The sequence below is a fragment of the Georgenia wangjunii genome (assembly GCF_036421975.1).
In the GTDB taxonomy this organism is placed as follows: domain Bacteria; phylum Actinomycetota; class Actinomycetes; order Actinomycetales; family Actinomycetaceae; genus Georgenia_A; species Georgenia_A wangjunii.
This window is the reverse complement of sequence record NZ_JAZGON010000002.1, coordinates 327603-352762: the sequence shown is the minus strand read 5'-3', so window position 1 is coordinate 352762 and position 25160 is coordinate 327603. Positions and strand designations below refer to the sequence as shown.

The following is a 25160-nucleotide window of genomic DNA, read 5'->3' as shown; positions in this document are numbered from 1 at the left end:
CCCTACCGGCCCACCTCGGACAGCGTCAGCCCGGTGCCCGCGTCGAAGAGGTGCGCACGGTCGAGGTCGATGGTGACCTGCATGCGCTCGCCGAGGGTGCCGGTGACGGTCGGCCGCGCCTTGACCTTGAGCATCTCCTTGCCCACCTTGACGTCGACGACGGTGCGGTCGCCGAGCGGCTCGAGCCCGTAGAGCTCCCCGGCGAGCGCCGCGTCCCCGCGCGCCTCGACCGACAGGTCCTCGGCGCGCACGCCGAGCATGAGCGGACGGCCGTCCTCCGCCGTCGTCCACCGCGGCCGTGGGAGCGTCCAGCCCTCCGCCCCGACGAGCCGGTCCCCCTGGGCGTGGCACGCGAGCAGGCTGATCCGCGGGCTCCCGACGAAGCCGGCGACCCACTGGTTGGCCGGGCGGTCGTACACCTCGGTCGGGGTCCCGACCTGCTGGACCTTGCCCTCCCGGAGCACCGCGACCTGGTCGGCCATGGACAGGGCCTCGACCTGGTCGTTCGTCACGTAGACGAACGTGCCGCCGAGGCTGCGGTGGATCCGGGTGAGCTCGGTGCGCATCTCGACCCGGAGCTTGAGGTCGAGGTTCGTCAGCGGCTCGTCCATGAGGAACGCGCGCGGGTTGCGGACGAGCGCACGGGCGAGTGCGACGCGCTGCATCTCACCTCCCGAGAGCTGGGCGGGCTTGCGCTTGAGCAGCCGCTCGATGTGCAGCAGGCCCGAGACCTGCTCCACCGCGGCGGTGATCTCCGCGGACGAGGCGCGCCGGGCGCGCAGCGGCGAGGCGATGTTGTCGAAGACCGTCTTGCGCGGGTAGAGGGCGTAGCTCTGGAACACCATCGCCAGGTCGCGCGCGGCCGGGGTGTCCCCGGTCGCGTCCCTGCCGTCGATGTGCACCGAGCCCGCATCGAGCTTCTCGAGCCCGGCGATCGACCGCAGGGTCGTCGTCTTGCCCGCGCCGGAGGGCCCCAGGACGACGAAGAACGCGCCGTCCGGCACCTCCAGCGTCACCCCGTCGAGCGCCTGCACCTCACCGAAGGACTTACGAAGCCCGTACGCGGCCACCGTTCCCATCAGGCCACCAGCTCTTCCGTGCTCGAGTCGTAGACCGGCGGGGTCCCGCCGGTGTGCCGCAGACCCACCGCCGCCTCGGGTCCGAAGCGGTTGGTAGGAGGCATCCGCACGCGGACGTCACGCCCCCCGCTGGCGACGACGTAGATGATCTCGTCGCCCAGGACCTCGACGGACACCACCCGTCCCGGCACGGTCCCGTCAGTCCCGGCCGCGGTGATCTCCAGCGCCTCGGGCCGCACGCCTGCGACGAGCGGGCGGTCGCGCCCCAGCCCTGGCGGCGGAGCGAGCGCGAGCCCACCCGCCGCACGCAGCGCACCGTCGGCGACCTCGACCTCGAAGAGGTTCATCGGCGGGGAGCCGATGAAGGCGGCACAGAACAGGCTCGCCGGGCGGTCGTAGACCTCCAGGGGCGTCCCGACCTGCTCCACCCGACCCTTGTTGAGGATGGCGATGCGATGCCCGAGCGACATCGCCTCGACCTGGTCGTGCGTGACGTACACCATCGTCGTGCCGAGCTCGGCCTGGAGGTGCTTGATCTCGGTGCGCGTGTCCGCACGCAGCTCGGCGTCAAGGTTGGTGAGCGGCTCGTCCATGAGGAAGGCACGCGGCCTCCGCACGAGGGCCCGGGCCAGCGCGACCCGCTGCTGCTCCCCGCCGGACAGCCGGTGCGGCTTGCGGTCCAGGAGCGCGCCGAGCTGCATCATCCGGGCGGCCTCGTCGACACGTTCGCGGATCTCCGCCTTGGGCATGCCCTCGGCGCGCAGCGGGAAGGCGAGGTTGTCCCACGTCTTGAGGTGCGGGTAGAGGGCGTAGAACTGGAACACCATCGCGATGTCCCGCTCGGCGGGCGGCAGGTCGTTGACCAGTTTGTCCCCGATGCGGATGTCGCCCGACGTCTGCCGCTCCAGACCCGCCATGGCCCGCAGCGTCGTCGTCTTACCGCACCCCGACGGTCCGAGCATGACGAAGAGCTCGCCGTCGCCGATCGACAGGTCGACGTGCTCCACCGCCACCGTGCCGTCCGGGTACTGCTTGTGGAGGGAGGTGACCTCGATGCCCGCCATCAGCGTCGCACCGCCCCGAGGGTCACGCCGGCGACGAGGTGCTTGCGCACGAGGTAGGCGAAGACGAGCACCGGCAGCGCGAACACGACGGCAGAGGCGGCGACCAGCCCCCAGTTCACCGTCGTGCCCCCGATGAGGCCGGCGATGGCCGGTGGGGCCGTCCGCACCTCCTGGCTGGACGTGAGGAAGATGGCATAGACGAACTCGTTCCAGGAGAAGATGAGCGCGAAGACCGCCGTCGCAGCGATGCCGGGGACGAGCAGGGGCAGGGTGAACTTGTGGAACGCCTGCAGGCGGGTGTAGCCGTCGAGCATCGCGGCGTCCTCGTACTCCGCGGGCACCTCGTCCACGAACCCCTTCATCATCCAGATCGTGAAGGGGAGGTTGAACGCCGTGTAGATGAGGATGAGGCCGAGCCTGGTGTCGATGAGTCCCAGCTCGCGGTACATGAGGAAGACCGGGATGACGACGACGACGGGCGGCATGAACCGGGTGGAGAGGATGAAGAAGAGCTGGTCCTTCTTGGCCTTGAGGGTGAACCGTGAGTAGGCCCAGGCCGCGGGGACACCGAGCAGGGTGGCCAGTACGGTCGACGACCCGGCCACGACGACCGAGTTGAGGAACGACTGGGACAGGTCCGAGGCGCCACCGTTCGGGCCGACGAAGACGTCCCTGTAGTGCTGCAGGGTGACGTCGAAGCTGAAGAACTTCGCCGGGACCGCGTAGATGTCCTGGCCGGTCTTGATCGACGTCTCGAGCATCCACACGACGGGGAAGAGCAGGGAGCCGATGAGCAGGAGCAGCAACGCGATCTCGATCGCGGAGCGGACCCTGCCGGCGTTCCCCCGGCGCGCCCGGGTCGAGCCGCGGGTGACGGGGCCGGGTACGGCCTCGTCGACGGAGATCGCCATCAGCCCTCCTTGAGCTTGTTGAGGTAGCGCAGGTAGAACTGCGCCAGGACGATGACGACGATGACCATGAGGATCCCGTACGCCGACGCGGTCCCGGTGCGGAAGCCGAGGAACGCGACCTTGTAGACGTGGAACGACAACGTCTCCGTGGACACCCCTGGTCCGCCGTTCGTGAGGACGTACACGAGGTCGAACTGGCGGAAGGCCTCGATGGCACGGAACATCACCGCGATGAGGAGCAGCGGCCACACCATCGGCAGGGTGATGTTGCGGAACCGGAACCACTCCGAGGCCCGGTCGATGGACGCTGCCTCGTACAGGTACTTGGGCACCGCGGTGAGCCCGGCGAGCGCGATGAGCATGATGAACGGCGTCCACTGCCAGGTGTCGACGAGGACGAGGGAGATCAGCGCCATCCGCTGCTGGGTGAGCCACTCCACCGGCTCGATCCCGAGGGAGCCGAGGATGCTGTTGACCACGCCGAACTGCGCGTCGAGCATGAAGCGCCAGAACAGCCCGACGACGACCGGCGAGAGCATCATCGGGACGAGGAAGAGCGTGGTCAGCAGCCCGCGCCCCCGCGTCCGCCGCGAGATCAGGTACGCGATGGAGAAGCCCAGCACGGTCTGCAGGATCACCGCACCGGCGACGAACAGCGCCGTCGTCAGCGCTCGCGTGTGGACCTCCGACGACGTCAGGACGTCGGCGTAGTTCGCGAACCCGACGAAGCTGCCGGGCACGGTGCTCGTGGCCGAGTAGTCCGTGAACGACAGGTACAGGGCCCACAGCAACGGGAAGACCGACATGCCGAGCAGCAGGAGCATCGCCGGCGAGATGAAGGCAACGGCGAGGCCGCGGTCACGCACGCGGGGGGACCGCCCCGGTGCAGGAGGCACGGCTGCTGCCTCCTGCACCGGGGCGTCGATCGACGTCGTCATGGTCGACTCACAGCCCGCCGTCGCCGTCCAGCACGGACTGCTGCTCCCTGGCGATGTCGTCGAGCGCCGTCTCGGGCTCCTTGGCCCCGTTGAGGGCCGCGTTGACGTTGGTGTTCTCGATGTCGATGAGGCGGGCGTACTCGGGCACGTTCCACATGTCCCGCTGCCGGGAGACGGAGTCGGCGTAGACCTGGTTGAACGGTCCCGCCTCGAGGAACTCCGGGGACTCGAGGGCGTCCGTGCGCGACGGCACGCCGCCGGCCGCGGCCCACTTCTTCTGGATGTCCTCCTGCTCGAACCACCGCATGAAGTTGAGGGCCTCAGCGACACGGTCGTCAGGGGCGTAGGCCGAGATGTGCATCCCCATGCCGCCGAGCGGCACGAGGTCCGTCTCCTGCGTCGGCAGGGTGGCGAAGCCGAGGTTCTCGAGGATCTCCTCGCGCGTCTCGCCGAGCACCGTCTGCGCCGGGTCGAGCAGGCCGCCACTGGCAGCGATCCAGTTGAACGCGATGCACGCGGTGCCCTGCGCGACTGCCGCGTTGACCTCGTCGATGAACCAGTTGCCCGAGCCGGTCGCGGTCAGCGGCTTCATCTCGTTGACGAGGACGTCCATCGCCTTCTGCCCGGCCTCGTCGTTGATGACGCCCTCGATCTGGCCCTCCTCCCGGTTCCAGAGGTTGCCGCCGTAAAGGGCGTTCACGGTGTTGTAGGTGACCGCCGCGGCGTCGGAGCCGTTGGCCTGGTGGAAGGCCAGTCCGCTGACGCCCGGGTTGTCCGCCTGGCACTGCGCGGCGACGTCGATCATCTCGTCCCAGGTCTCGGGGGGCTCGTCACCGATGAGGTCCTTGCGGTAGATCATCGTCCAGGTGTCGCCGAGCAGCGGGAGTCCGTACATCTTGGCGCTCTCGTCACGCTGCCCCGTCTCGGCCTGGGGGTACTGGCCGTAGGCGGCGAGGAGGTACGGGTCGTAGGCGTCGGTCTCGATGTTCTCGTTGATGAAGTCGGTGATGTCGAGGATGTTGCCGTTCGTCACGGCCTCGCCGATGTGCTGCGAGTCGAGGACCGCGATGTCGAAGTCCGTCTGTCGCGCGGCGAACTGCGTGAACATCGCGTCGTGCCAGTTCGCGTTCGGCACGGTGTTGACCGTGACGGTCACGTTCGGCCGCTCCTTGGTGTACTCCGCGTTCGCGAAGTCCTCGAGCAGCTGAGCGGGGGGCCACTCGAACCAGATGAAGCTGAGGTCCAGTGGCTCGTCGGTGAGCTCGGGGATCGTCGCAGGCGCCGCGGGACCGCTCGCGTCCGCGGTCTCCCCGCCCTCGCCGTCGGGGTCGTCGCCGCCGCCGCCGCAGGCCGCGAGGGTCATGGCGACGAACGTGGCCGCCGCCGCCGCCCGCACCTTGCGGCTGTGGCGAGAACTACGTCGGTCTCGCTGCACGTTGCTCATCAGTTCTCCTGCTTCCTGCATCGGGGATGTTGCTGGATGTGTTGCTGACGCGCGGTCCGGCGTCACCAGGACGTCGCTATGTACTGGGCCTCCATGAACTCGAGCAGTCCCTCGGTGCTCCCCTCGCGCCCCAAGCCGCTCTGCTTGGTGCCGCCGAAGGGCGCCGCCGGGTCGGAGACGATCCCGCGGTTGAGGCCGACCATGCCGCTCTCGATGCCCTCCGCCAGACGCAGGCCGCGGCCGAGGTCGCCCGTGTAGAGGTAGCTCACGAGGCCGTACTCGGTGTCGTTGACCATCGCCAGCATCTCCTCCTCCCGCTCGAAGCGGACCACCGGGGCGACAGGTCCGAAGATCTCCTCGTGGAGGACGCGGGCCTCCGGCGGTACGTCGACCAGCACCGTCGGGGGGTAGAAGCAGCCCGCCCCGTCTCCGGGGCGCCCGCCCAGCACGGCGCGGGCGCCCCGGTCGAGGGCGTCCCGGACGAGCTCGTCGACCTTGCGCACGGCCTCCTCGTTGATGAGCGGGCCGCACTGGGTGCTTTCGTCGGAGCCCGGGCCGACCCGGACCGCGGCCATCTGGGCGACGAGACCCTCGACGAACGAGTCGTGAACCGGCCCCTGCACGAAGAACCTGTTCGCGGCGGTGCACGCCTGGCCGCCGTTGCGCATCTTCGCGATCATCGCGCCCTCGACCGCCGCGTCGACGTCCGCGTCGGCGAGGACGACGAAGGGGGCGTTGCCGCCGAGCTCCATCCCGCACTTGAGCACCTGGTCGGCGGCGGTGCGCAGCAGGCGGCGGCCGATCTCCGTCGACCCGGTGAAGGACAGCATGCGCGTCCGGCGGTCGGTGAGCATCGTCTCGACGACGGGACCGGGCTGGGTCGTCGTGACGACGTTGAGCACACCGGGTGGTAGCCCGGCCTCCTGCAGCAGGGCTGCCACGGCGAGCGCCGTCAGGGGCGTCTCGGTGGCCGGCTTGAGGATCGCGGTGCACCCGGCGGCCAGGGCCGGCGCGATCTTGCGGGTCGCCATGGCCGCGGGGAAGTTCCACGGGGTGATGAGCACGCTGATGCCGACGGGCTGGTGCGTGACCAGCAGCCGGTTGGCCCCGCTCGGGGAGCGGCCCACCTGGCCCCGCAGCCGGACACCCTCCTCGGCGTACCAGCGGAAGAACTCGGCGGCATAGGTCACCTCGGAGCGCGCGTCCGCGAGCGACTTGCCGTTCTCGAGGCTGATGAGCAGGGCGAGCTCCTCGCTCCTCTCGTGCATGAGCGTGAAGGCGCGCAGCAGCAGCTCACCTCGGGCGCGGGGCGCCGTGGCCGCCCATCCGGCCGCGGCCGCGGCCGCGGCGTCGACCGCCGCCTCGGCGTCACGGATGCCCGCGTCGGCGACCGACGCCAGCACCGCACCCGACGCGGGATCGCGGACGTCGATCCGTCCCCCGCCCGAGCCCCCGCGCCAGGCACCGGCGACCAGCAGGTCGGTGGGCACGTCGAGGCGGTCGAGGACGGGACGCATGGACTCGTGCATCGTGCTGCTCATCGGGCACCTGCTGTCGTGGTGAGGTCCGGCGAGGATGACCCTCGGGGCTCGCGCAGGGCCGCCCGGTCACCGGTGTACGCGGCGCGGACGATCTGCTCCAGGGCGTCGACGTCGAGCGGACGCGGGTTGTTCGCGACGAGCCGCGCGGCCCCCAGCGCCTGCTCGGCCGTCCAGCGCAGCCGGTCGCCCGGCAGCCCGAGATCCGCGAGGGTGGCCGGGATCCCCACCGAGGCGAGCAGGGCCGAGACCCGGTCGATCGCCTCGTCGGCCAGGTCCTCGTCGGACGCCTCCGGGGACGCACCCATCGCCCGCGCGACAGCGGCGAGCTCCGGGACGCGCACGGGTCGGTTGAACTCCATGACGTAGGGCAGCAGGACCCCGACCCCGATCCCGTGCGGGGTGTGCGTCAGGGCGCCGACCGGGTACTGGATCGCGTGCGCCGCCGCCGTGCCGGCCGTGCCGAGGGCGAACCCGCCGGCGGTGGCGGCGAGCATCATCGCCTCACGAGCACCCGTGTCGCTCGGGTCCGACCAGGCACGCTGCAGGCTGCCCCCGATGAGCCGGACGGCCATGAGGGCGTAGGAGTCCGTCAGCTCGTTCTTGCCGACGAAGACGCGCTCGGTCGCCAGCTCGGTGGTCACCGGGCGGCGCACCGCGGTGAAGGCCTCGATCCCGTGCGACAGGGCGTCAGCACCCGCGCTCGCCGTGAGACCCGGCGGGCAGCCGGCGGTGAGCTCCGGGTCGCACACGGCCGTGTGCGGGATGAGGTACGGGCTGGAGATGCCCACCTTGCTGACGCGCTTGGGATCGGTGAGGACGGCCACGGGCGTGACCTCCGACCCGGTCCCGGCGGTGGTCGGCAGGGCCACGACAGGCATCACCGGCCCGGGGACCCTGTACTCGCCGTAGTAGTCCGACGGCTCGCCACCGTGAGTGAGGAGCACGGCCACCGCCTTGGCGAGATCGAGGCAGCTGCCTCCGCCCATCCCGATGACGACGTCCGGGGCGGCGTCCGCGGCGAGCGCGGCGCACTGGGTCACCTGGTGGACCGGGACATCCGGCAGCACCTCGGCGAACACCGTCACCCGCACACCCGCACCCTCGAGCAGCCCGACGAGCTCGGCGAACTCGGCCGTCTCACCGAAACGGGCGTCGGTACAGACGAGCGCGCGGGAACCGAGGGCCGCGGTCAGCGTCCCCAGGGCGCGCCGCTGCCCGGCGCCGAACACAACCTGCCGAGGCCCACGCAGGACGCCGAGCATGCTCATGGAGACTCCAGAGATAGACAGTCGGAGGAGGAACTAGCGGGGCCGATGCGCGACAATGCGCAAGAGACGACGCCCTGATTTCCTATACGATCTGATGTGCGAAGATCATGGAGCAGGCAAGCGGCTGCTGTCAACCATGATCGCCAACGAGATGAAAGGCGGCACCCACCTGTGGACGAAGGAGCGACGATCGGACGGGACCGTGGGACCCGCGGCACGCAGCCGCACGCGCGATCCCACGGACGGCTCGCCGACGAGGTGCACGACACGCTGCTCCGTCAGCTCATGTCGTCGCGCATCGTGCCCGACTCGCGCGTCACGATCGACGCCCTCGCGCGCGAGCTGGGGGTCTCGCAGACGCCGATCCGCGACGCCCTCAACCGCATGGAGGCCGACGGGCTGGTCGTCCGGGTGCCACACGCCGGCTACCGGATCCCGCCCCAGATCACCCGTGAGCGGTTCGACGACATGCTCGAGATCCGCTTGCTGCTCGAACCCGCGGCCGCTCGCCGCGCGGCGGAACGAGCCACTACGTCGCAGGTCAGCGAGCTCTACCGGCTGCTCGACGAGATGGCGGAGCTGGAGAAGGGTGACGAGCCGATGGCCTACGGCGCCTTCGGCCTGCGCGACGCCGCCTTCCACGACCTCGTTGCGCGCAGTGCGGGGAACCAGCTCGTCCGCGAGGCGCTCGCCCGGCTGCACACGCACGTGCACCTGTTCCGGCTGCTCTACGACACCCAGGTCACCTACCTGGCCATGGGCGAGCACGACGAGATCCTCGCCGCCATCGCGGCGCGCGACCCCGATGCGGCGGCCTACGCCATGCGTCAGCACATCCTGCTCTCGGCCGACCGGTTCCGTCCGCTGTTCGACGACGCCCCGACGCCGGGAAGGTCCGCAACCGGGGCTTGACGGACGGGCCGCGGCGCGCGATCCTTGCGCATATGATCGGATCCGATCCGATCCGATCTGCTCGTCCGACGTGGCCGAGCGCCACCCCACACCCAACGTTGAGTGCGAGGAGAACCAGGTGCCCAGAGCGTTGCTCCTGACCGGCGATGCCGCCGAGGAGCTTGACACGATGTACCCCTACTACCGCGTGCAGGAGGGCGGCTGGGACGTCGACGTCTCATCGAGGACGATGCGCGACGTGCAGCTCGTCATCCACGAGTTCGACCCGAACTCCGACGCGTACGTCGAGAAGAACGGCCGCAAGCTGCCGGTCGACGTGCCGTGGGAGGACGTCGACGTCGAGCTCTACGACGCCCTGATCATCCCCGGGGGAAGGGCCCCCGAGTGGATCCGGGTGGACGAGCACGTGCGGCGCATCACCGAGCACTTCTTCGCTCGCGACCTGCCGATCGCCCTCGTCTGCCACGGCGCGCAGGTGCCGGCGGTGTACGGGCTGCTCAAGGGCCGCAAGACGGCGTGCTTCCCGCCCATCACCGGTGACATGGAGAACGCGGGCGCGACGGTCATCGACGCCCCCGACGTCGTGGACGGCAACCTCGTCTCCTGCCGGGGCTGGCCCGACATGCCGCAGTTCGGACGGGCGATGATGGAGCTCTTCGCTAAGTCCGTCAACGCCTGATGAGCACGTCCGCCGTCGGCCGGTGACGGCCGAACGCACCGTCGCCGTCCGCGGCTCGTCCGTCCAGGTCACCGAGGGCGGAACCGGACCCGCGGTGCTGCTCCTGCACGGCTCCGGACCCGGGACCACCGGGTCTGGGGCCTGGGCGGCCACCATCCAGGCGCTCGCGGGGTCGCGGCACCTGGTGGCCCCCGACCAGGCGGGCTTCGGCCGGACGCCGCTCCCGCCGGGCTCCCGAGGCGGGCTACGGCTGTGGACGGAGCAGGCCGGCGCACTGATGGACGCCCTCGGGCACCGCTCGTACGCCGTCGTCGGCCACTCCATGGGCGGCGCGGTCGCCCTGGCGCTGGCGGCCACGCGGCCCCAGCAGGTCACGCACGTCGTGCCGGTGTCGACCATGGGCACCCCCGGGGCGCCGCTGTCGGCCGAGCTCGACGCGTTGTGGGCCGCCCCCGCCACCGAAGACGGCGCGCGGGACCTCTTGGGCCGCCTCCTGCTGGACCGGTCGCTCGTCACGGAGTCGGCGGTCGCGGCCCGGACCGCAGCGATGCAGGCCGGCGAGGCCGCGTTCGCGACGCTCTTCCCCCCGCCCCGGGCACGGTGGGCCGAAGACCTGACCCTGTCGGAGGAGACGCTGGCGGCAGTCCGCGCGCCGGTGCTGCTCGTCCACGGCGCCCAGGACCGCGTCACTCCCCTGCGCCCGGCGGCCCTGCCTCTGCTCGACCACCTCAGCGACGTCCGCCTGCACGTCCTTGGGCGGTGCGGGCACGTGCCGGCGGTCGAGCACCCGCACGACTTCCACCGCCTGGTGTCGGACTTCCTCGCCCGCGGGTGACGGCGCCGCCCAGGCACCAGCTCGCGCCCTGAAGCGCGAGGGGTCGCGCGAAGCACGCACCCCTCCCGCCGCGTCCTCCCACTACCCGAGGCCGCGTTGGCGCGCGCCGTCCTAGAGTGCCGTGCATGACCCCGCCGCCTTCCCGGCGCCCCACGCGCGCCGAGCTCGAAGCTGCCGCCGACCGGACGCTCCCGACCGTCATCGCTCCGGGGCTCCGCGTCCTCTTCTGCGGGATCAACCCCGGCCTGTACTCGGCGTGGACGGGGCACCACTTCGCGCGGCCAGGCAACCGGTTCTGGCCGGCGCTGCACCGTTCGGGCTTCACGCCGCGTCAGCTCGGTCCGGACGAGCAGCTGGAGCTGCTCGACCTCGGTCTGGGGGTGACGAACGTCGTCGCGCGCGCCTCGGCGACGGCGGCCGAGCTCTCCGCAGCCGAGCTCCGCGCCGGGGGTGAGCGCCTCGTCGCCGACGTCGAGCGCTACGTGCCGGCGTGGCTCGCCGTGCTCGGCGTCACCGCCTACCGCACCGCGTTCGACCTCCCGAAGGCGACGTTCGGGGAGCAGGACCGGCGGATCGGCGCGACCCGCGTGTGGGTCCTGCCCAACCCGAGCGGGCTCAACGCGCACTACACGCCCGCCGCCCTCGCCGAGGCGTTCGCCGAGCTCCGGCGCGCGGCCGAGGCGCCACCCACCGGGTGACCGTGCGGCGGAAGCGGAGCGGGAGGCCCGCTCCCACGAGGGACCGCGCTCCCAACGGCACAGCGCGCCCCTTCCGACGTGGGACCGCGCCCCGAACGGTGCGCCGTGCCCGTTGCACCGAGCACGGCCGACGCGAAAGGGCGCGGCCACCGATGAGGCTCGGCGGGACCACGGCGAACGGCATCGAGTACGACCGAACGGGGCGCCTGCCGCGGCGCCGGGGAGCACAATCGGGCCCATGAGCGCGACGAGCGAGAGCGTGACGGTGCTGCCGGCCAACGAGGCGAGCTGGGAGGACCTCCAGACGGTCCTCGGCACGCGCGGGCCGTCCTCGCGGTGCTACTGCCAGCGGTCCAAGCTGGCGCATCGCGAGACCTTCGCCGGCACCGCACCGGAGGAGCGGGCCGAGCGGATGCGCGCGCAGACCCGCGCCGGTGAACCCGACGCCGAGGCCACGTCCGGTCTCGTCGCCTACCTCGACGGCGAGCCCGTCGGCTGGTGCGCGGTCGAGCCCCGCCCGGCGTACACCGGCCTCGTGCGCAACAGCCAGCGCGTGCCGTGGCTCGGCCGGGACGAGGACCGGACGGACGCGGGCGTGTGGGCGGTGACGTGCTTCGTCACCCGAGCGGCGTACCGCCGCCGCGGCGTGGCCCACGCCCTCGCCCGCGCCGCCGTCGACTTCGCCCGCGACCGCGGTGCTCACGCGCTCGAGGGCTACCCGATCCTCACGACGGCGGTCATCTCCGAGGAGCTCCACGTCGGCACGGCGAGGATGTTCGCCGCCGCCGGGTTCACCGAGGTCAGCCGGCCCACGCCGCGCCGCGCCGTCGTCCGCATCGACTTCTGAGAGCGACGGCCGTCAGCCGCAAGCCGTCAGCCGCCGGATCGAACCGTCAGCTGCACGACCGCGCGGCGAACGGCGCGGTCTGCGTCGTCGTCCCCGCGATGCCCGCGGCAGTCGCCGTCACACGGGCCTCACCGGGGGGCACCGAGCCGGCCCGCGTGCTGAAGGTGACGGAGGTGGCCCGGTCGGCGGCGACCGTCGTCGTGCGCGTCCCGTGCGACGTCATGATGACGGCCTCGACGGACGAGGACGACTCGTTCGTCACCCGGACGACCTCGACGACCTTGCCCGCGACGCACCGGGTGTCGGCCGTGACCGCGATCGCCGGTCCCTCGCTCGCCGCCTCGGTCACGCGCACGGTGGCGGTCACGGTGATCGCCGTCGAGCTGTAGGGCACCCGGTCGGGCGCGTCCCACGCCGTCGAGCCGCCCGCGCCGATCCACTGGTTGAGGTTGGCGCCGATCGAGCGCACCGTCCCGGTCACCTCGTACTCGCCGGCCGTCGACGCGTCCACGGCGGACGCGTCCCAGTCCACCGGCAGCTGGGCGGTACCGCGGTTGTACGCGAGGGTGACCTCCGCCGTCGCGGGGAGCGCGGCGGCGAGCTCGTCCGCCGTCGCCCCCTCCTCCACCGTCACGGTGCCGAGGTCGTCGGCGACGCCGCCCGTCGCGTCGGCGGCGCGCACGGTGTCGTACTGCGCCTTCGTCAGCGAGACGACGCCGCCGTGCTTCGTGCTCGGGGCCATGTAGAAGTCGGGGCTCGTGAGGAGGTCCCAGCCCTCGTCGAGGTCCGTCGTCACCATGGGCCGGTAGCCGACCGTGGGGATGACGTCGACGTAGAGGTACCACCGGTCCTCGTCGTTGCTCTTGAAGACGGCGGGGCCCTCGACGCCGCCGGCGTTGCCGCCGGCCCACTCCGCGCCGATGCGGGTCTGGAGCGTCGTCCACTCCGTGCCGGCCTCCCACCAGCGGGCGTCGTCCGTCGACTCCATGTACAGGCCGCGGCCCGCCGTGTTGTCCTTCGTCACCCGGTACGTCGTCCCGTCGTGCTGGACGATCGTCGTGTCGATGTTGTTGATCCCGGCCTCGTCGACGAACGTGCCGCCGTAGGAGTACGTCTCCTGCGTGAAGTCGGTCGTCGCGCCCCACAGCACCCGGCTGTACGTCGTGCCGGTGTGGGCCTCGTTCGCGTAGACGTTCGAGGACCAGTAGAAGACGAACGCCCCCTCGCCCTCGCCGTCGTAGTCCGCGACCCACGTCGCCTCCGGCGCCCACGCCATGCCCATCTCGGGAGCCGCGCCGACGCCGAGGTCGATCTGGCGCACGTCGCTCCACGTGACGAGGTCCGTCGACTCCCACACGTTGAGCTCGGTGCTGCCCTGGCTCGACCAGTAGCACCACTCCACGCACGAGCCCGAGCCGCGGTCGCCGCCGAAGACCCGCAGGTCGGTGGCGATGATGTAGTACGTCTGCGTCTCGGGGTTGTACGTGAGGAAGGGGTCGCGCACGCCGGTCGTGCCGAGGTGCGAGGCGAGGATGGGGGCGCCGCCGTTGAGCGGGTCCCACTGCTCGGGGTTGTCGCCGTGGGAGACGTCGAGGTAGATCTTCTCCGCGTACCCGGCGGAGTTCTCGATGAAGTGGACGAGGAGGTAGCCGTAGGCGTCCTCCGCCGCGGGGACGGGCTCGATCGTCACGGGCACCTCGACGGTCGCGGTGGCGCCGCGGACGGTGGCGGTCGCGACGAGCGTGCCGTGGGCGGCCGGCTCGCCGGGGGCGGGCTGGACCGCCGTGAGCGTGGCGCCGTCGGCGGCGACGACGAGGCCCTCGCTCGCGGACGCCCACGTGATGACGCCGTCGTAGCTGGGGAGCACGGTGGTCGAGTCGCTCACGGTGACGGGCGCGACGTCGTCGAGCACCGCCTGGGCGGCGGCCGCGAAGCTCTCCTCGTGGATGAGGGCGTCCGCCTCGGAGACGTCGCGGACCTCGTCAGCGCTCAGGGCGCGGTCGTAGACCCGGAACGTCGAGACCTCGCCCATGAACATGGGGTCGGGCCACGGCGAGCGGCCGATCGCGTTGAGCGACTGGTCCGTGATCGAGGCGGGGGTGAGCGTCGTCGGCGCGGACGCCACCCGGACGCCGTCGACGTAGAAGCTGATCGTCCCGGCCTCGCCGTCGATGACGGACGTGAGGCTGTACCACCGGTCGGCGTCGAGCCCGGCGCCGGCGCGTGCGTTGACCTCGCCACCGCCGGAGGTCGTCGTGATCGCGGTGCGGGGCGTGTCCCGCACGGAGACGAAGTAGTAGGTCTCGTTGGCGTCGTTGCCGATGTTCCAGAGGAAGTTGTACGTGTTCTTCATCGAGGCGTCGATCTTGACCTCGGACGTGACGGTCGCGGACTCCGCACCCGCGAGGATGTCGTCCGGGAGCTCGACCCAGCTCGCCGTGGGGCTCGTCTTCGCCCCGCCCGTGAAGACGAGGGAGTCCCCGGTCCACAGGGCGTCCGTGCCGTTGACGACGCGGGCGTCGCCGACGGCGCCGGGGCCGGTCGCGGTGTTCTCCACCGTGGCGCCGGCGGTCTGCGAGAAGACGAACTCGCCGACGAGCCCGTCGTCCGGCGCCGCGGCGACGCTCACGGCCGGGGCCGCGACGGGGGCGCTGTCGGCCGAGGCCGGCGCCAGCGCCCCGAGGGACATGGGCACGAGCGCGAGCGCGGCGATCGCCGCGGCGACGCGCGGCCTCCTGAAACGGTGGTCATGACGCAACGTGGAGTGCTTCAACCTGTCACCTCGGGGTCTCGGGGCGTGGCCGGGGGGACTCCTCGGCCGACGCGGTGGAGCGGGCACAGCGGGTGGCGGCGCCGGTGACCCTGCCGCCAGGTCGTCGTCGAAGGGTCCGGACGTCATCGTCGGAAGGCAGGGGCGGAGCGCGTCGTACGGGTCGATGTTAGCGCGCACACCCGGCCGCCGCCAGGGTCGAGGCGGATTCGGCTCCGCTCGCGCTGCTGGCGCGCGCCGTCCCGGTCACGCCGTTCAGGTGCGCACGAGCCCCCGGCGTAGGCACACTGCCTCCATGCCCGCACTCGTGCTCGGCCCGATGGTCCGCCGCGTGGACGCCACGTCGGCGGCCGTGTGGGTGCAGACGGCCGCCGCGGCGGTCGTCACCGTCCGGCTGCCCGAGCGGGACGACGACGTCGCGTGGTCGGCCCGCACCTTTGCCGTTCACGGGCACCACTTTGCGCTCGTCGAGGTGACCGGCCTGCGCCCAGGCGAGCGCCGGGCGTACGAGGTGCTCGTCGACGACGAGGTCTGCTGGCCCGAGCCGGGCACCACCCTTCCCGCGAGCACCCTGGCCACTCCCGGGGGCGACGGACCGGTGCGCGTCGCGTTCGGCTCGTGCCGCACGAGCGTGCCGCACGACCCGGTGCACCACGTCAGCCACGGCGTCGACGCCCTGCGGACCTACGCGCTCGCCATCGCCGACGGAGACACCGGGCCGCTCGCCTCCGCGCCGGACCTGCTCCTCCTCCTCGGCGACCAGGTCTACGCCGACGCGACGTCGGACGCGATGCAGGAGTTCATCGCCGCGCGGCGCGACATCACGCAAGCACCCGGTGACGAGCTCGCCGACTTCGCCGAGTACGCGCACCTGTACCGCCTGGCCTGGGGCGAGCCGGCCCTGCGGTGGCTGTTCTCCTGGCTGCCCTCGCTCATGATCTTCGACGACCACGACGTCCGGGACGACTGGAACACGTCCCAGACGTGGCGCACCCAGATGGAGGCGACGAGCTGGTGGCACGGGCGGATCGTCGCCGGGCTCGGCTCGTACTGGGTGTACCAGCACCTCGGGAACCTCTCGCGCGCCGAGCGCGCCGCGGACCCGCTGTGGGTCGAGCTCCAGCGCCGGCAGGAGGGCACCGACCGCGAGGTGGACCTCACCGACGCCGTCGACGCCTTCGCCGAGCGCGCCGACGCCGACCCGCGCAGCTACCGGTGGAGCTACACGCACGACCTCGGCGACTCGCGGCTCGTCGTCGTCGACTCCCGCGCCGCCCGCGAGCTTGACCCGCAGCACCGCTCCATGCTCGACGACGACGAGATGGCCTGGCTCGACACGCAGCTCACCGGGGACGTCGAGCACCTCCTCGTCGCGACGTCGCTGCCGTTCCTCCTGCCCATGGGCCTGCACCACATCGAGGCCCTCGACGAGGCCGTCGCCCAGGGGAGGCTCGGCCGGCGACTCGCGGGCCTCGGCGAGCGGCTGCGCCAGGGTCTCGACCTCGAGCACTGGGGTGCGTTCAACCGCGCCTTCACCGCGGTGGCGACGATGGTGACCGAGGTGGCCGACGGGCGCCGTGGGTCCCCGCCCGCGTCGATCCTCTTCCTCTCCGGTGACGTCCACTTCTCCTACATCACGGAGGTGGACCGCGCCTCCGGCTCACGGATGCTCCAGCTCGTGTGCTCCCCCATCCGCAACCCCCTCCCCCGGGCGCTGCGCGCGTTCGCCGCCGTCGGGTCCCACGCGGCGCGCCCGGTCGGGGCGCTCATGTCCCGCTGGGCGCGGGTGCCGGAGCCGCCGTGGCGCTGGCACGGCATCGCCGGCCCGTGGTTCGACAACAACGTCGCCGTCCTCGAGATCGACGGCGACGACCTGCGCACCGTGTGGCTCGGCGGGCGCGTCCTCGGCGGGCCGCCCGACCGGCCGGACCTCGACGTCGTCGCCGACCTGCGCCTCGACGTCCCGCCGGCCGGGACGGCTCACCGGCGCCCCCTCGCGCTCGTCCACCCGGACAGGGGCCGGGGCCTGCGCGCGCGGCTGCGGCGCCGCCTGACGAACCGCCGCTGACGGGGCCCGGTACGACGACGCGCGCCGCAGACGGGTCTCCCCCGTCCGCGGCGCGCGCGCCGTGCGACCGCTCAGGTCATCCGCAGGAGGACGCCCCGTAGGTGAGAGCCGTCGAGTCCCTGACGACGCCGCCGTCGACCGTGGCCTCGGCGCTCACCTCGACCGAGCCGCCGGCGATCCCGACCTGGCGGGTCGTGAACGCGTAGGACGCGCTGCGGCCCGGCGCCAGCGCGGCGGTCTGCCGTGCGCCGAACGGCGACGTGGCTCCCACCGCGACCGGCACGTCCTCACCGTTGGTCAGGGTGACGACCTGGACGGTCTTGCCGACGACGCAGCGCGTCGCGACGCTCGCCGTGACGTCGAGCCCCTCGTCCGGGGTGCCCGTGACGGTGACGGTGACCCGCACGGTCCGGTTCTGGGGCGCCACCTCGTCGTCGATCGACATGCTGAAGACGGGCATGCCGTCGGCGGCCCAGTGCACGCGGCGGACGAAGGTGTCGCGGCCGGTGAGCCCGCGGTTGCTCGTGCGGGCGTGGAACACGTAGATGAGGTTGTCGTCCTCGTCGTAGGACCACATGCCGTGGCCCGGGCCGAGCTGCCACTCGCCGTTGATGATCTCGGACTTCTGGACGGGGTAGTTGAGCTTCGTCCACGCGGCGGGGTCCGTGAGGTCCACGCCCTCGCCGGCCGTGGCCGTGACGAGGCCCGTCGCGTACGTGTCACCGACGAGGGAGCCGGAGTAGATCATGTAGATGACGCCGTCGCGCACGTGGACGTTCTGGCCCTCGGCGATGGTGTTGTCCCACGCGTACTCCGGGGCGATGATCCGCACCGGCTCCGAGGTGAGGCGCGTCGGGTCGGACGGGTCCATCGTCGCGATGAAGACCGCTCCGAGCATCTGCCAGGCGTAGTACGACTGACCGGAGTCCTCGAAGTACGTCATGTCGAGGGAGATGTCCTGGATGGGGTTGAGGATCGACCCGTCCTCGCGCAGGACCTGCTCCGCCTTCGTCCAGTTCTCCGGCACCGCCGGGTCGAGGTCGTTGCCCGCGGCGTCCTTCTTGAGCTGGATGATGCTCGCCCGGCCCGTCCACATGTCCGGCTGCCCGTTGGAGCCGTCGTAGCAGGGCATGAAGAGGATCGAGAGGGTGTCGTCGATGACGTGGATCTCGGGTGCCCAGAAGCACCCGGTCATGACGTTGCCGTAGGCGTCGGTGTCCCCCGCCACGATGAGGTCGACCTCGACGTTGCGGCCGGCGCGGATCGCGTCGTCCGAGAGGTCGTCGATGGTGTCGGCGACGCGGAACGGCATGTGCGGGCCGTTCGCGGGGTTGATCGGGTTGAGGTTGAGGTCCTCGGTGGCGATCATGAGGAACTTCCGCTCCCCGTTCCAGTCGTAGCGGAAGATCGTCGGGTCGGCCCGCTCGTCCGCGAACGGCATCGGGTACTCCGGCGTGCGGATCGTGCCCGTCACCTCGTACTCACCGGGCGTCGTCGTGTCGACCCCCGCGAGGGACTCGGCATCCCACTCGATCGCCCGGGTGGCGGTGGACCCATCGTTGTAGAGCAGCTCGGCCCGGGCGGGCAGCGCGGCGGCGTCGAGCTCGGCGCCGGCCTCGACGCTCACCCCGTCGAGGGGGCTCACGCCCGTGTTGACGATCCGTCCGAACCGCACCTCGAGCGCCTCGGCGATCTCGGCGGTGACGGGGATCGTGTTGCCGGTGGCGTAGTTGGCCACGCCGGTGCCGGTGACGCCGGCGGTGGCGCCGACGGTGCCGCGCTGGGGGGCGGTGCGGGTGGAGGCGTCGGTGAGGTCCGTGAAGGTCGTGTACATCGCCGCGCCGGCGTCCGAGGTCCACGTGACGACGTACAGCTGCGCGGCGCTGTCGAAGACGACGGCCGGGTCGTTGACGCCGCTCGTGACGCCGAGGTCGATGAGCCCGACCTCCTCGTAGGCGAGCAGGTCGCTGCTGCGCGCGAGGAGCATGCTCGAGCTCTGCGTCCCGTCCGAGCCACCGTTGCGCGCGGTGCGCGTGGCGACGATGCCGAAGTCGCCGTCGGCGAGGTAGAAGATGTGCGGGTCGCGAAGGCTGCGGATGATGCCCGAGCTCGTGCCGCCCACCGGAGGCGTGACGGACGTGCGCGGGAAGAAGATGCCGTAGTTGCCGTTGAGCGGGTCCCACCCGGTCTCCTGCTCGAGGGCAAGGTGCATGCTCAGGGCGATGTCGGCGTTGTTCGCCTCGGAGGCGCTCGTGGGCGTGCGGTTGTAGGCGAGGAGCTGCGTGGCGGCGTCGGTCGGCAGGACGCGGACCGCGAAGGTGCGCAGGACGCTGGCACCCGTGGCCTCGTCGGTGACGCGCAACGCGATCTGGGCGTCCGCGGCGGAGCTCGACGTGGCGACGATCGCGCCGTCGGCGACGTCGGCGCCGGTCACGGACTCGACGACGACGCTCGTCCCCTCGGGCGCCGCGGGCAGCGGCGTGCCGGAGGCGACGACGGGCGGGACGATGACGCGCTGGGCGAGGCGCGCGGCGCGCTCCTCGGCGCTCTCCGTCGACGGCAGGACCGTCACGGTGATCGTCTCGCTCGCGCTGATCCCGCGGACCGAGGCGGTGGCGGTGAGCTCGACCTCGACGGCGGGCTGGCCGGAGAGCGGCGCGACGACGGAGCCGTCGGCCCCGACGACAGCCGGGTTGCTCGACGTCCACGTGACGCGGCCGGCGGCCGTGGGCAGGTCGATGTCGCCGCTCGTCTCGATGTCGGCGAGGTCGAGACCGTCGAGGACGGCCTGCGCCTGGGCACGGAGCTCGGCGGCGTGCGCCTCGACGTCGGTGGCGGCGACCTCGGCGACCTCGGCCGCACTCAGCGCGCGGTCGTAGACACGGAACGCGGAGATCGCGCCCTGGAACAGCGGGTCGGGCCAGGGGGCGCGCCCGATCGTGTTGAGCGACTGGTCGGTGATGTCCGCCGGGGTGAAGGGGACCGCCCCGCTGGCCACGCGCACGCCGTCGAGGTAGAGCGAGGCGGTGCCCGCCGCGCCGTCGACGACGGTCGTGACGTTGACCCACTGGTTCGCGACGAGCCCGCACGAGCCGGACTGGACGAGGTGCTCCGCGCCACCGGACTTGATCCCGACGAGCGGTGAGCGACCCGAGCCGCAGTTGAGGGAGGCGAAGAAGTACTCGGTGGCCGAGGACTCGTTGCCGACGTTCCAGAGGAAGTGGAAGCCGTTGAGCATGGCGGCGGACGCCTTGACCTCGGCGGTGACGGTAGCCGACTCGGCGCCGGTGAGGATGTTGTCGGGCAGCTCGACCCAGTTGCCGGTCGAGGTCTTCGCCCCACCGCGCATGGTCAGGGCCGTGCCCGTCCAGTCGGTGGGCTGGACGTTGCGGACCGTCGCGGCGCCGAGCTCGGCGCCAGGGGCGGTGTTGGGCACGGTCGCGCCCGCGGTCTCGTCGAAGAGGTACTCGGCGACGAGCCCGTCGTCGGGGACGTCGGCGAGGGCGCTCGTCGTCCCCGTGAGGATGACGGCGCTGAGGGCGGCGACAGCGATGGCCGCTCTCGGTGTTCGGGACAGCAGTCTCATTCCACTCTCCATCGGGTGTGTCGAGCCGTGAGGGTCACGGTGGTGGTGCGGTGCGAGGAGGTGCGTGGTGCTCCCCGTCGCGTCGGGGCGCACAGGGCGCCCCGGGTGGGGTCGCGCGCAGCGCCCCTGGTGCGGTGGGGCACGGGATGACCCGTGCCCCACCGGGATGGGCTAGCCGCAGGACCGCGCCGCGTAGGACGCGCTGACGCTCGTACTTCCGGGCAGCCCGTCGGCGCTCGCCGTCACGCCGGCCGCGCCGGCCGGGACGGACGCCGCGCGCGTGCTGAACGTGAGGGAGGCGGCCCGGTCCGCGGCCACGGTGAGCGTCCGGTTCCCGTACGGGGTCGAGACGACGGCGGTGACGGGCACCGGGGACCCGTTGGCCACCCGCACGGTCTCGACGACCTTGCCCGCGACGCAGCGGGTGTCGGCCGTCGCCGTGACGTCCGGGCCGGCCGGGGGCAGCTCGATCGTCTGCGGCGGCACGCTCTCGAGCGTCGGGGTGACGGGCTGCATGAGGCCGTCGGGCCCGAACTCGAGCCGGTCGATCGTCGTCTCCCGGTTGTTGCCGTTGCCACCGGGGATGGCGAAGCGGTGGTAGACGATGTACCAGTCGTCCGTGCCCGGCACGTTGAGGATCGAGCTGTGGCCCGGGCCCTTGATGCCGAGGGACAGGTCCTTCTCGAGGATGACGCCGCGGTACGTCCACGGCCCGTCCATGCTCGTCGCCGTCGCGTAGCCGACCCGGTAGTTCTCCGAGCCGGTGTCGTCGATGGAGTAGGTGAGGTGGTAGATCCCGTCCCGGTAGTTGAAGAAGACGCCCTCGCGGAAGTCCGTCAGCCCCTCGATGCGCTGGAACGTGCCCGGCTTGATCGAGACCATGTCGTCGGCCAGCTCGGCGAGGACCGGACCGTTCGTCGGCCCGCCGTTGCCCCACCCGAGGTAGTACTTGCCGGTCACCGGGTCGTGGAAGGCGGCCGGGTCGATCGCCTGGCCGGACGTGACGGCCTCGTTGTTGAGGATCATCGCCGTCGGCTGGGCCGTGAACGGTCCCTCCGGGCTGTCGGCGACGGCCACCCCGATCGTCTTGCGGTCGTACGTGGGGTTGTGGCCGCTGAAGTAGAAGTAGTACTTCCCGTCGCGCTCGATGACGGTCGGCGCCCACGCGTTGCCGCTCGCCCAGGGGACGTTGCCGTTCTCGCCGTCGAGGGTGAGGAACGGCTCGTCCGAGCGCTCCCAGTCGACGAGGTCCTTCGAGCTCCACACGTAGAACTCCTTGCCGCCCCAGCCGGGGTAGCCGTCGGACGTCGCGTAGATGTAGTACGTGTCGCCGAACGCGGCGATGTTCGGGTCGGCGTACAGGCCCGGCAGGACCGGGCTGCCCATCTCGACGGCCTCGAACGTCCAGGTCGCGGTGGACCCGTCCGACGCGGTGAGCGTGTAGGTCACCGGCTCGCTGAGGTCGACGACGGTGCCCGAGGCGGGCGACACCGTGACGCCTGCCGCGGCCGTGAACGTCGGGGCGAGCGTGGTGAGGTCCGTACCCGGGGTCACCGGGAAGATGACGCTCCGGTCGGCACCCGAGACGATCGGGTCGACCTTGAGAACCGCCGGCTCGGCGAGGGAGATGTCGATGAGCTGGTCCTCGCCGAGGAGCTCCTCCTGGGTGAGCGCACGGTCGTAGACCCGGACGTTGTCGAACGAGCCCTGGAAGGCGCGGTCGCCGGAGTAGAACGACCGGCCGAGGTAGCCGGCGAGGTTCGTCCCGAGGTCGTCGACCGTCGTGCCGAGCGTGGTGTTCTCGCCGAGCTTCACGCCGTCGGCGTAGACGACCATCGTCGCGCCGTCGAGGACGACGTCGAGGCGGTGCCACTGGCCGGCGGCGACCGAACCGGTCACGGCCGACTCCGACTCCCACGACGTCTGCGTGATGGCGCTGCGGACGTCACCGCCGCGCAGGCGCAGGAAGTAGTACCGCGTCTGGTCGGTCCCGAAGGCGAAGGTGAAGAAGTTGCCGCTGCTCAGCTCGGACCTGACGTCCATCGAGACCGTCATCGTGTCGCGACCGTCGAAGAACCCGGTCGGGAAGGACGCGTAGCCGTTCGCCGAGCCGTCGAGGCGCAGCACCTGGCCGCGCTCGGCGTCGGTGACGACCCTGGCCGTGCCGAGTGCGGTGAGGTCCGCGTCCCCGACCGAGTCCGCGAGGGTGCCGTCGTCGAAGGTGTACTCGGCGACGAGCCCCTCCGGCTCCTCGGGCTCCTCCGGCTCGAGGTCGCCGTAGGCGACGAGCAGGCGCCGCTCCTCCGCCGCCGAGAGCCGCAGCACCGAGCCGTGGCGGAAGCGCTGGTCGAAGGAGTACTGGTCGGGCCCGGAACCGACCGTGAGCTGGCGGAACTGCAGGCTCGCGAGCGAGTCCGTGACGTGACCGTAGTAGCCGCTCTGGTCTCCCATGACGGCCCAGCGGCCGTCGGGCAGCTGGTAGACGGTCAGGCCCTCCATCGAGGCACGCAGGCCGTGCGCGGCCGCCTCGCCGCGGCCGATGACGGTCGTCCACGGACCGTCGAGGCTCGGCGCGGTGTCGACGATCGTGTGCCAGTCGGAGGTGGAGAAGCGGTAGTAGACGCCGTCCTCGACGGCGATGCTCGAGTCGATGATGTTCGGGCCCGTCGCGCCGTCGCCGTGGGTGTTGAGGGACGCCCAGATCTCGGGCTCGGTGAAGGTGACGAAGTCGCGAGTCTTTGTGACGTAGACGCGCAGCGCCCAGTCCGGGGTCTCGTTGTCCCGGCGGTCGCGCGCGGACCAGTAGACGTAGTACTCACCGGTGGCCTCGTTCCAAATGGCCTCGGGCGCCCAGACGTTGCCCGCGTGCGGGAAGCCGGCGAAGACAATGCGCTGGTCGCTCCAGGTGACGAGGTCCGTCGACTCCCACACGACGAGGTTCTGGCTCGCGTTGAGCTGGTCCCAGCCGGACCCGCCGGGTCCGCCGCCCTCGGCGTGGAGGTCGGTGCCGATGATCCAGTACTTGTCCCCCTCGGGGGCGCGGACGAGGTGCGGGTCGCGCACGCCGAGGTCGCCGCCGAGGTTGGCGAGGACGGGCGCGTTGTCGTTGAGCTTGGACCAATGGAGCCCGTCCTCGCTGTGGCCGAGGAAGATCTTCTCGTAGCCGCCCTGGGCCGCGAAGTGGGTCCACAGGTAGCCGGCGGTGTAGTCGGTGTCGAGGTCGGCGGGCGCCGCGGTGACGGTGACGGTGATCTCGCGCTCGGCGTCCGTGCCGGGCACGGTCGCGGTGAGCGTCACGGTGGTGTCGGTGGCGCCGCGGGTGACGACGCCGGCGGGCTTGCCGTCGGTCGCTGTCGTCGTGATGACGCCGGCGGGCGAGGCGCTCCAGACGATGGCGTTGCCGTTGACGGTCCCGGTGGCCGGGAGCGTGATGTTGCCGCGGACGTCGCCGTCGTTCGGGATGACGAGCGCGTCGAGGTCCTCCTGCGCGAGGACGTCGCTGCCCGGCATCGGCACCACGGTGGCGACGAGCTCGCGCGAGCGGGACGCCGAGCCGAGGCTGAGCTGGGCGGTGAGGGTGACCTCCGCCGGCTCGTCGCCCGCGGCGGGGCGCGTGACGGCGCCGGTGGCGGAGATGACGTCCGTGTCGCTCGTCGTCCACGCGACGGACGACCCGTTCGGGGCGGTCGTCGGCAGGGTGAGGTTGCCGGTGACGGCGGAGAGGTCACCGAGCGTGAGCGCCGCGGCGTCGCGCTCGAGGCGGACGTCGTCGGCGGGGTGCAGCGCCGCGACCTCGGACGCGGAGAGGGCCGCGTCGTAGATGCGGACGTCGCGCAGGCTCCCGGCGAGGTAGCGGTCGGCGGTGTAGACCGAGCGGCCGAGGTAGTTCGCCGCCGTCGTGCCGCCGCCGATCTCGCCCGGCTTGATGGTGACGCCGGTGTTGACGCCGACCTGGACGCCGTCGAGGTAGAGGCGGGCCGTGTCGGTGGCGTCGTCGAGGGTGTACGTGAGGGTCTTCCACACGTCGCGCGGAAGGTTGGTCCCGCTCGAGACGGTCTGCTCCGTCGACCAGTTGCCGGTGGCGATCGAGGCGCGGTAGGCGTTGCCCGAGGAGAAGAGGTAGCCGTTCCCGACACCGGCGGCGTCGGTGTTGCCGAAGCCGTAGATGAAGTAGTTCCCGCCCTGCGAGGCGCGCACGAGCACCTCGGCCTTGATCGTCACCGAGTCGAGCCCGGCGAGGATGTCGTTCGGCAGGCGGACGTGGTCGTCCACGCCGTCGAGGCGCACGCCCCCTTCGCCGGTGAGCGACGGCGAGCCGACGTACGTCGCGTCGCGTCCCGCACCGGAGACGTCGACGGCCACGGCGCCGGACGCCTCGTCGAGCGGGTAGTGGGCCACGAGCGCGGCGTCGGCCGCCGCTGGCTGCACCGCGAGCAGCGCTCCCGTCAGGCCCAGCAGGGCGGCTGTCGCGCCAGACACGGCACGTCGGATGGTTCTCGGCGTCATTGCACTTCCTTCTC

The 25160-nt window shown here is 71.8% G+C and carries 16 protein-coding genes; 6 read left to right on the top strand and 10 right to left on the bottom strand.

Annotated elements, in window-relative coordinates; translation table 11 throughout:
• Positions 1-2: 2 nt before the first annotated feature.
• The 7 genes from V2J63_RS05585 to V2J63_RS05555 all read right to left on the bottom strand — a co-directional run bounded on the left by V2J63_RS05585 (position 3) and on the right by V2J63_RS05555 (position 8245).
• On the bottom strand, positions 3-1079 hold the full coding sequence (locus tag V2J63_RS05585) for an ABC transporter ATP-binding protein (RefSeq protein ID WP_331230018.1): 1077 nt from the start codon (positions 1077-1079) through the stop codon (positions 3-5).
• The gene (locus V2J63_RS05580; protein WP_331230017.1) at positions 1079-2143 is read right to left on the bottom strand and encodes an ABC transporter ATP-binding protein; all 1065 of its coding nucleotides are present in this window, start codon (positions 2141-2143) and stop codon (positions 1079-1081) included. Before V2J63_RS05580 ends, V2J63_RS05585 begins: the two co-directional genes overlap by 1 nt.
• Positions 2143-3054 (bottom strand): carbohydrate ABC transporter permease, encoded by a 912-nt coding sequence (locus V2J63_RS05575; RefSeq protein WP_331230016.1) that lies wholly within the window; start codon positions 3052-3054, stop codon positions 2143-2145. Before V2J63_RS05575 ends, V2J63_RS05580 begins: the two co-directional genes overlap by 1 nt.
• Positions 3054-3992 (bottom strand): carbohydrate ABC transporter permease, encoded by a 939-nt coding sequence (locus V2J63_RS05570; RefSeq protein ID WP_331230015.1) that lies wholly within the window; start codon positions 3990-3992, stop codon positions 3054-3056. The genes V2J63_RS05575 and V2J63_RS05570 overlap by 1 nt, the downstream gene beginning before the upstream one ends.
• A 7-nt stretch (positions 3993-3999) precedes the next feature.
• On the bottom strand, positions 4000-5436 hold the full coding sequence (locus V2J63_RS05565; RefSeq protein WP_331230014.1) for an extracellular solute-binding protein: 1437 nt from the start codon (positions 5434-5436) through the stop codon (positions 4000-4002).
• Positions 5437-5498: 62 nt separating this feature from the next.
• Positions 5499-6965, bottom strand: coding sequence for an NAD-dependent succinate-semialdehyde dehydrogenase (locus tag V2J63_RS05560; RefSeq protein ID WP_491062221.1), 1467 nt, complete (start codon positions 6963-6965; stop codon positions 5499-5501).
• 8 nt (positions 6966-6973) lie between these two features.
• Positions 6974-8245 (bottom strand): iron-containing alcohol dehydrogenase, encoded by a 1272-nt coding sequence (locus V2J63_RS05555; RefSeq protein ID WP_331230012.1) that lies wholly within the window; start codon positions 8243-8245, stop codon positions 6974-6976.
• Positions 8246-8416: 171 nt separating this feature from the next.
• On the opposite strand from V2J63_RS05555, the gene V2J63_RS05550 reads away from it, so the two are divergent.
• The 5 genes from V2J63_RS05550 to V2J63_RS05530 all read left to right on the top strand — a co-directional run bounded on the left by V2J63_RS05550 (position 8417) and on the right by V2J63_RS05530 (position 12216).
• Entirely contained in the window at positions 8417-9157 is a 741-nt protein-coding gene (locus tag V2J63_RS05550) for a GntR family transcriptional regulator (protein WP_491062217.1), read from the top strand.
• A 118-nt stretch (positions 9158-9275) separates the two neighbouring features.
• Positions 9276-9836: a DJ-1/PfpI family protein gene (locus tag V2J63_RS05545; RefSeq protein WP_331230010.1), complete on the top strand. Its 561-nt coding sequence runs from the start codon at positions 9276-9278 to the stop codon at positions 9834-9836.
• Between the two features lie 22 nt (positions 9837-9858).
• Positions 9859-10671 (top strand): alpha/beta fold hydrolase, encoded by an 813-nt coding sequence (locus V2J63_RS05540; RefSeq protein WP_331230009.1) that lies wholly within the window; start codon positions 9859-9861, stop codon positions 10669-10671.
• Positions 10672-10796: 125 nt separating this feature from the next.
• Positions 10797-11369: a G/U mismatch-specific DNA glycosylase gene (gene mug / locus V2J63_RS05535; RefSeq protein ID WP_331230008.1), complete on the top strand. Its 573-nt coding sequence runs from the start codon at positions 10797-10799 to the stop codon at positions 11367-11369.
• A 238-nt stretch (positions 11370-11607) separates the two neighbouring features.
• Entirely contained in the window at positions 11608-12216 is a 609-nt protein-coding gene (locus V2J63_RS05530) for a GNAT family N-acetyltransferase (RefSeq protein ID WP_331230007.1), read from the top strand.
• Positions 12217-12262: 46 nt separating this feature from the next.
• On the opposite strand, the gene V2J63_RS05525 is transcribed toward V2J63_RS05530, so the two are convergent.
• Positions 12263-14989 carry a LamG-like jellyroll fold domain-containing protein gene (locus V2J63_RS05525; RefSeq protein ID WP_331230006.1) on the bottom strand — a complete coding sequence of 909 codons (2727 nt, stop codon included), beginning with the start codon at positions 14987-14989 and terminating at the stop codon, positions 12263-12265.
• Between the two features lie 292 nt (positions 14990-15281).
• Here V2J63_RS05525 and V2J63_RS05520 point away from each other — a divergent pair, with 292 nt between their 5' ends.
• Positions 15282-17054, top strand: coding sequence for an alkaline phosphatase D family protein (locus tag V2J63_RS05520; protein WP_331230005.1), 1773 nt, complete (start codon positions 15282-15284; stop codon positions 17052-17054).
• 76 nt (positions 17055-17130) lie between these two features.
• Here the strand turns inward: V2J63_RS05520 and V2J63_RS05515 are convergent, their stop codons facing one another.
• The gene (locus tag V2J63_RS05515; RefSeq protein ID WP_331230004.1) at positions 17131-20640 is read right to left on the bottom strand and encodes a LamG-like jellyroll fold domain-containing protein; all 3510 of its coding nucleotides are present in this window, start codon (positions 20638-20640) and stop codon (positions 17131-17133) included.
• A gap of 171 nt (positions 20641-20811) precedes the next feature.
• The gene (locus tag V2J63_RS05510) at positions 20812-25119 is read right to left on the bottom strand and encodes a family 43 glycosylhydrolase (RefSeq protein WP_331230003.1); all 4308 of its coding nucleotides are present in this window, start codon (positions 25117-25119) and stop codon (positions 20812-20814) included.
• Between the last annotated feature and the right edge of the window lie 41 nt (positions 25120-25160).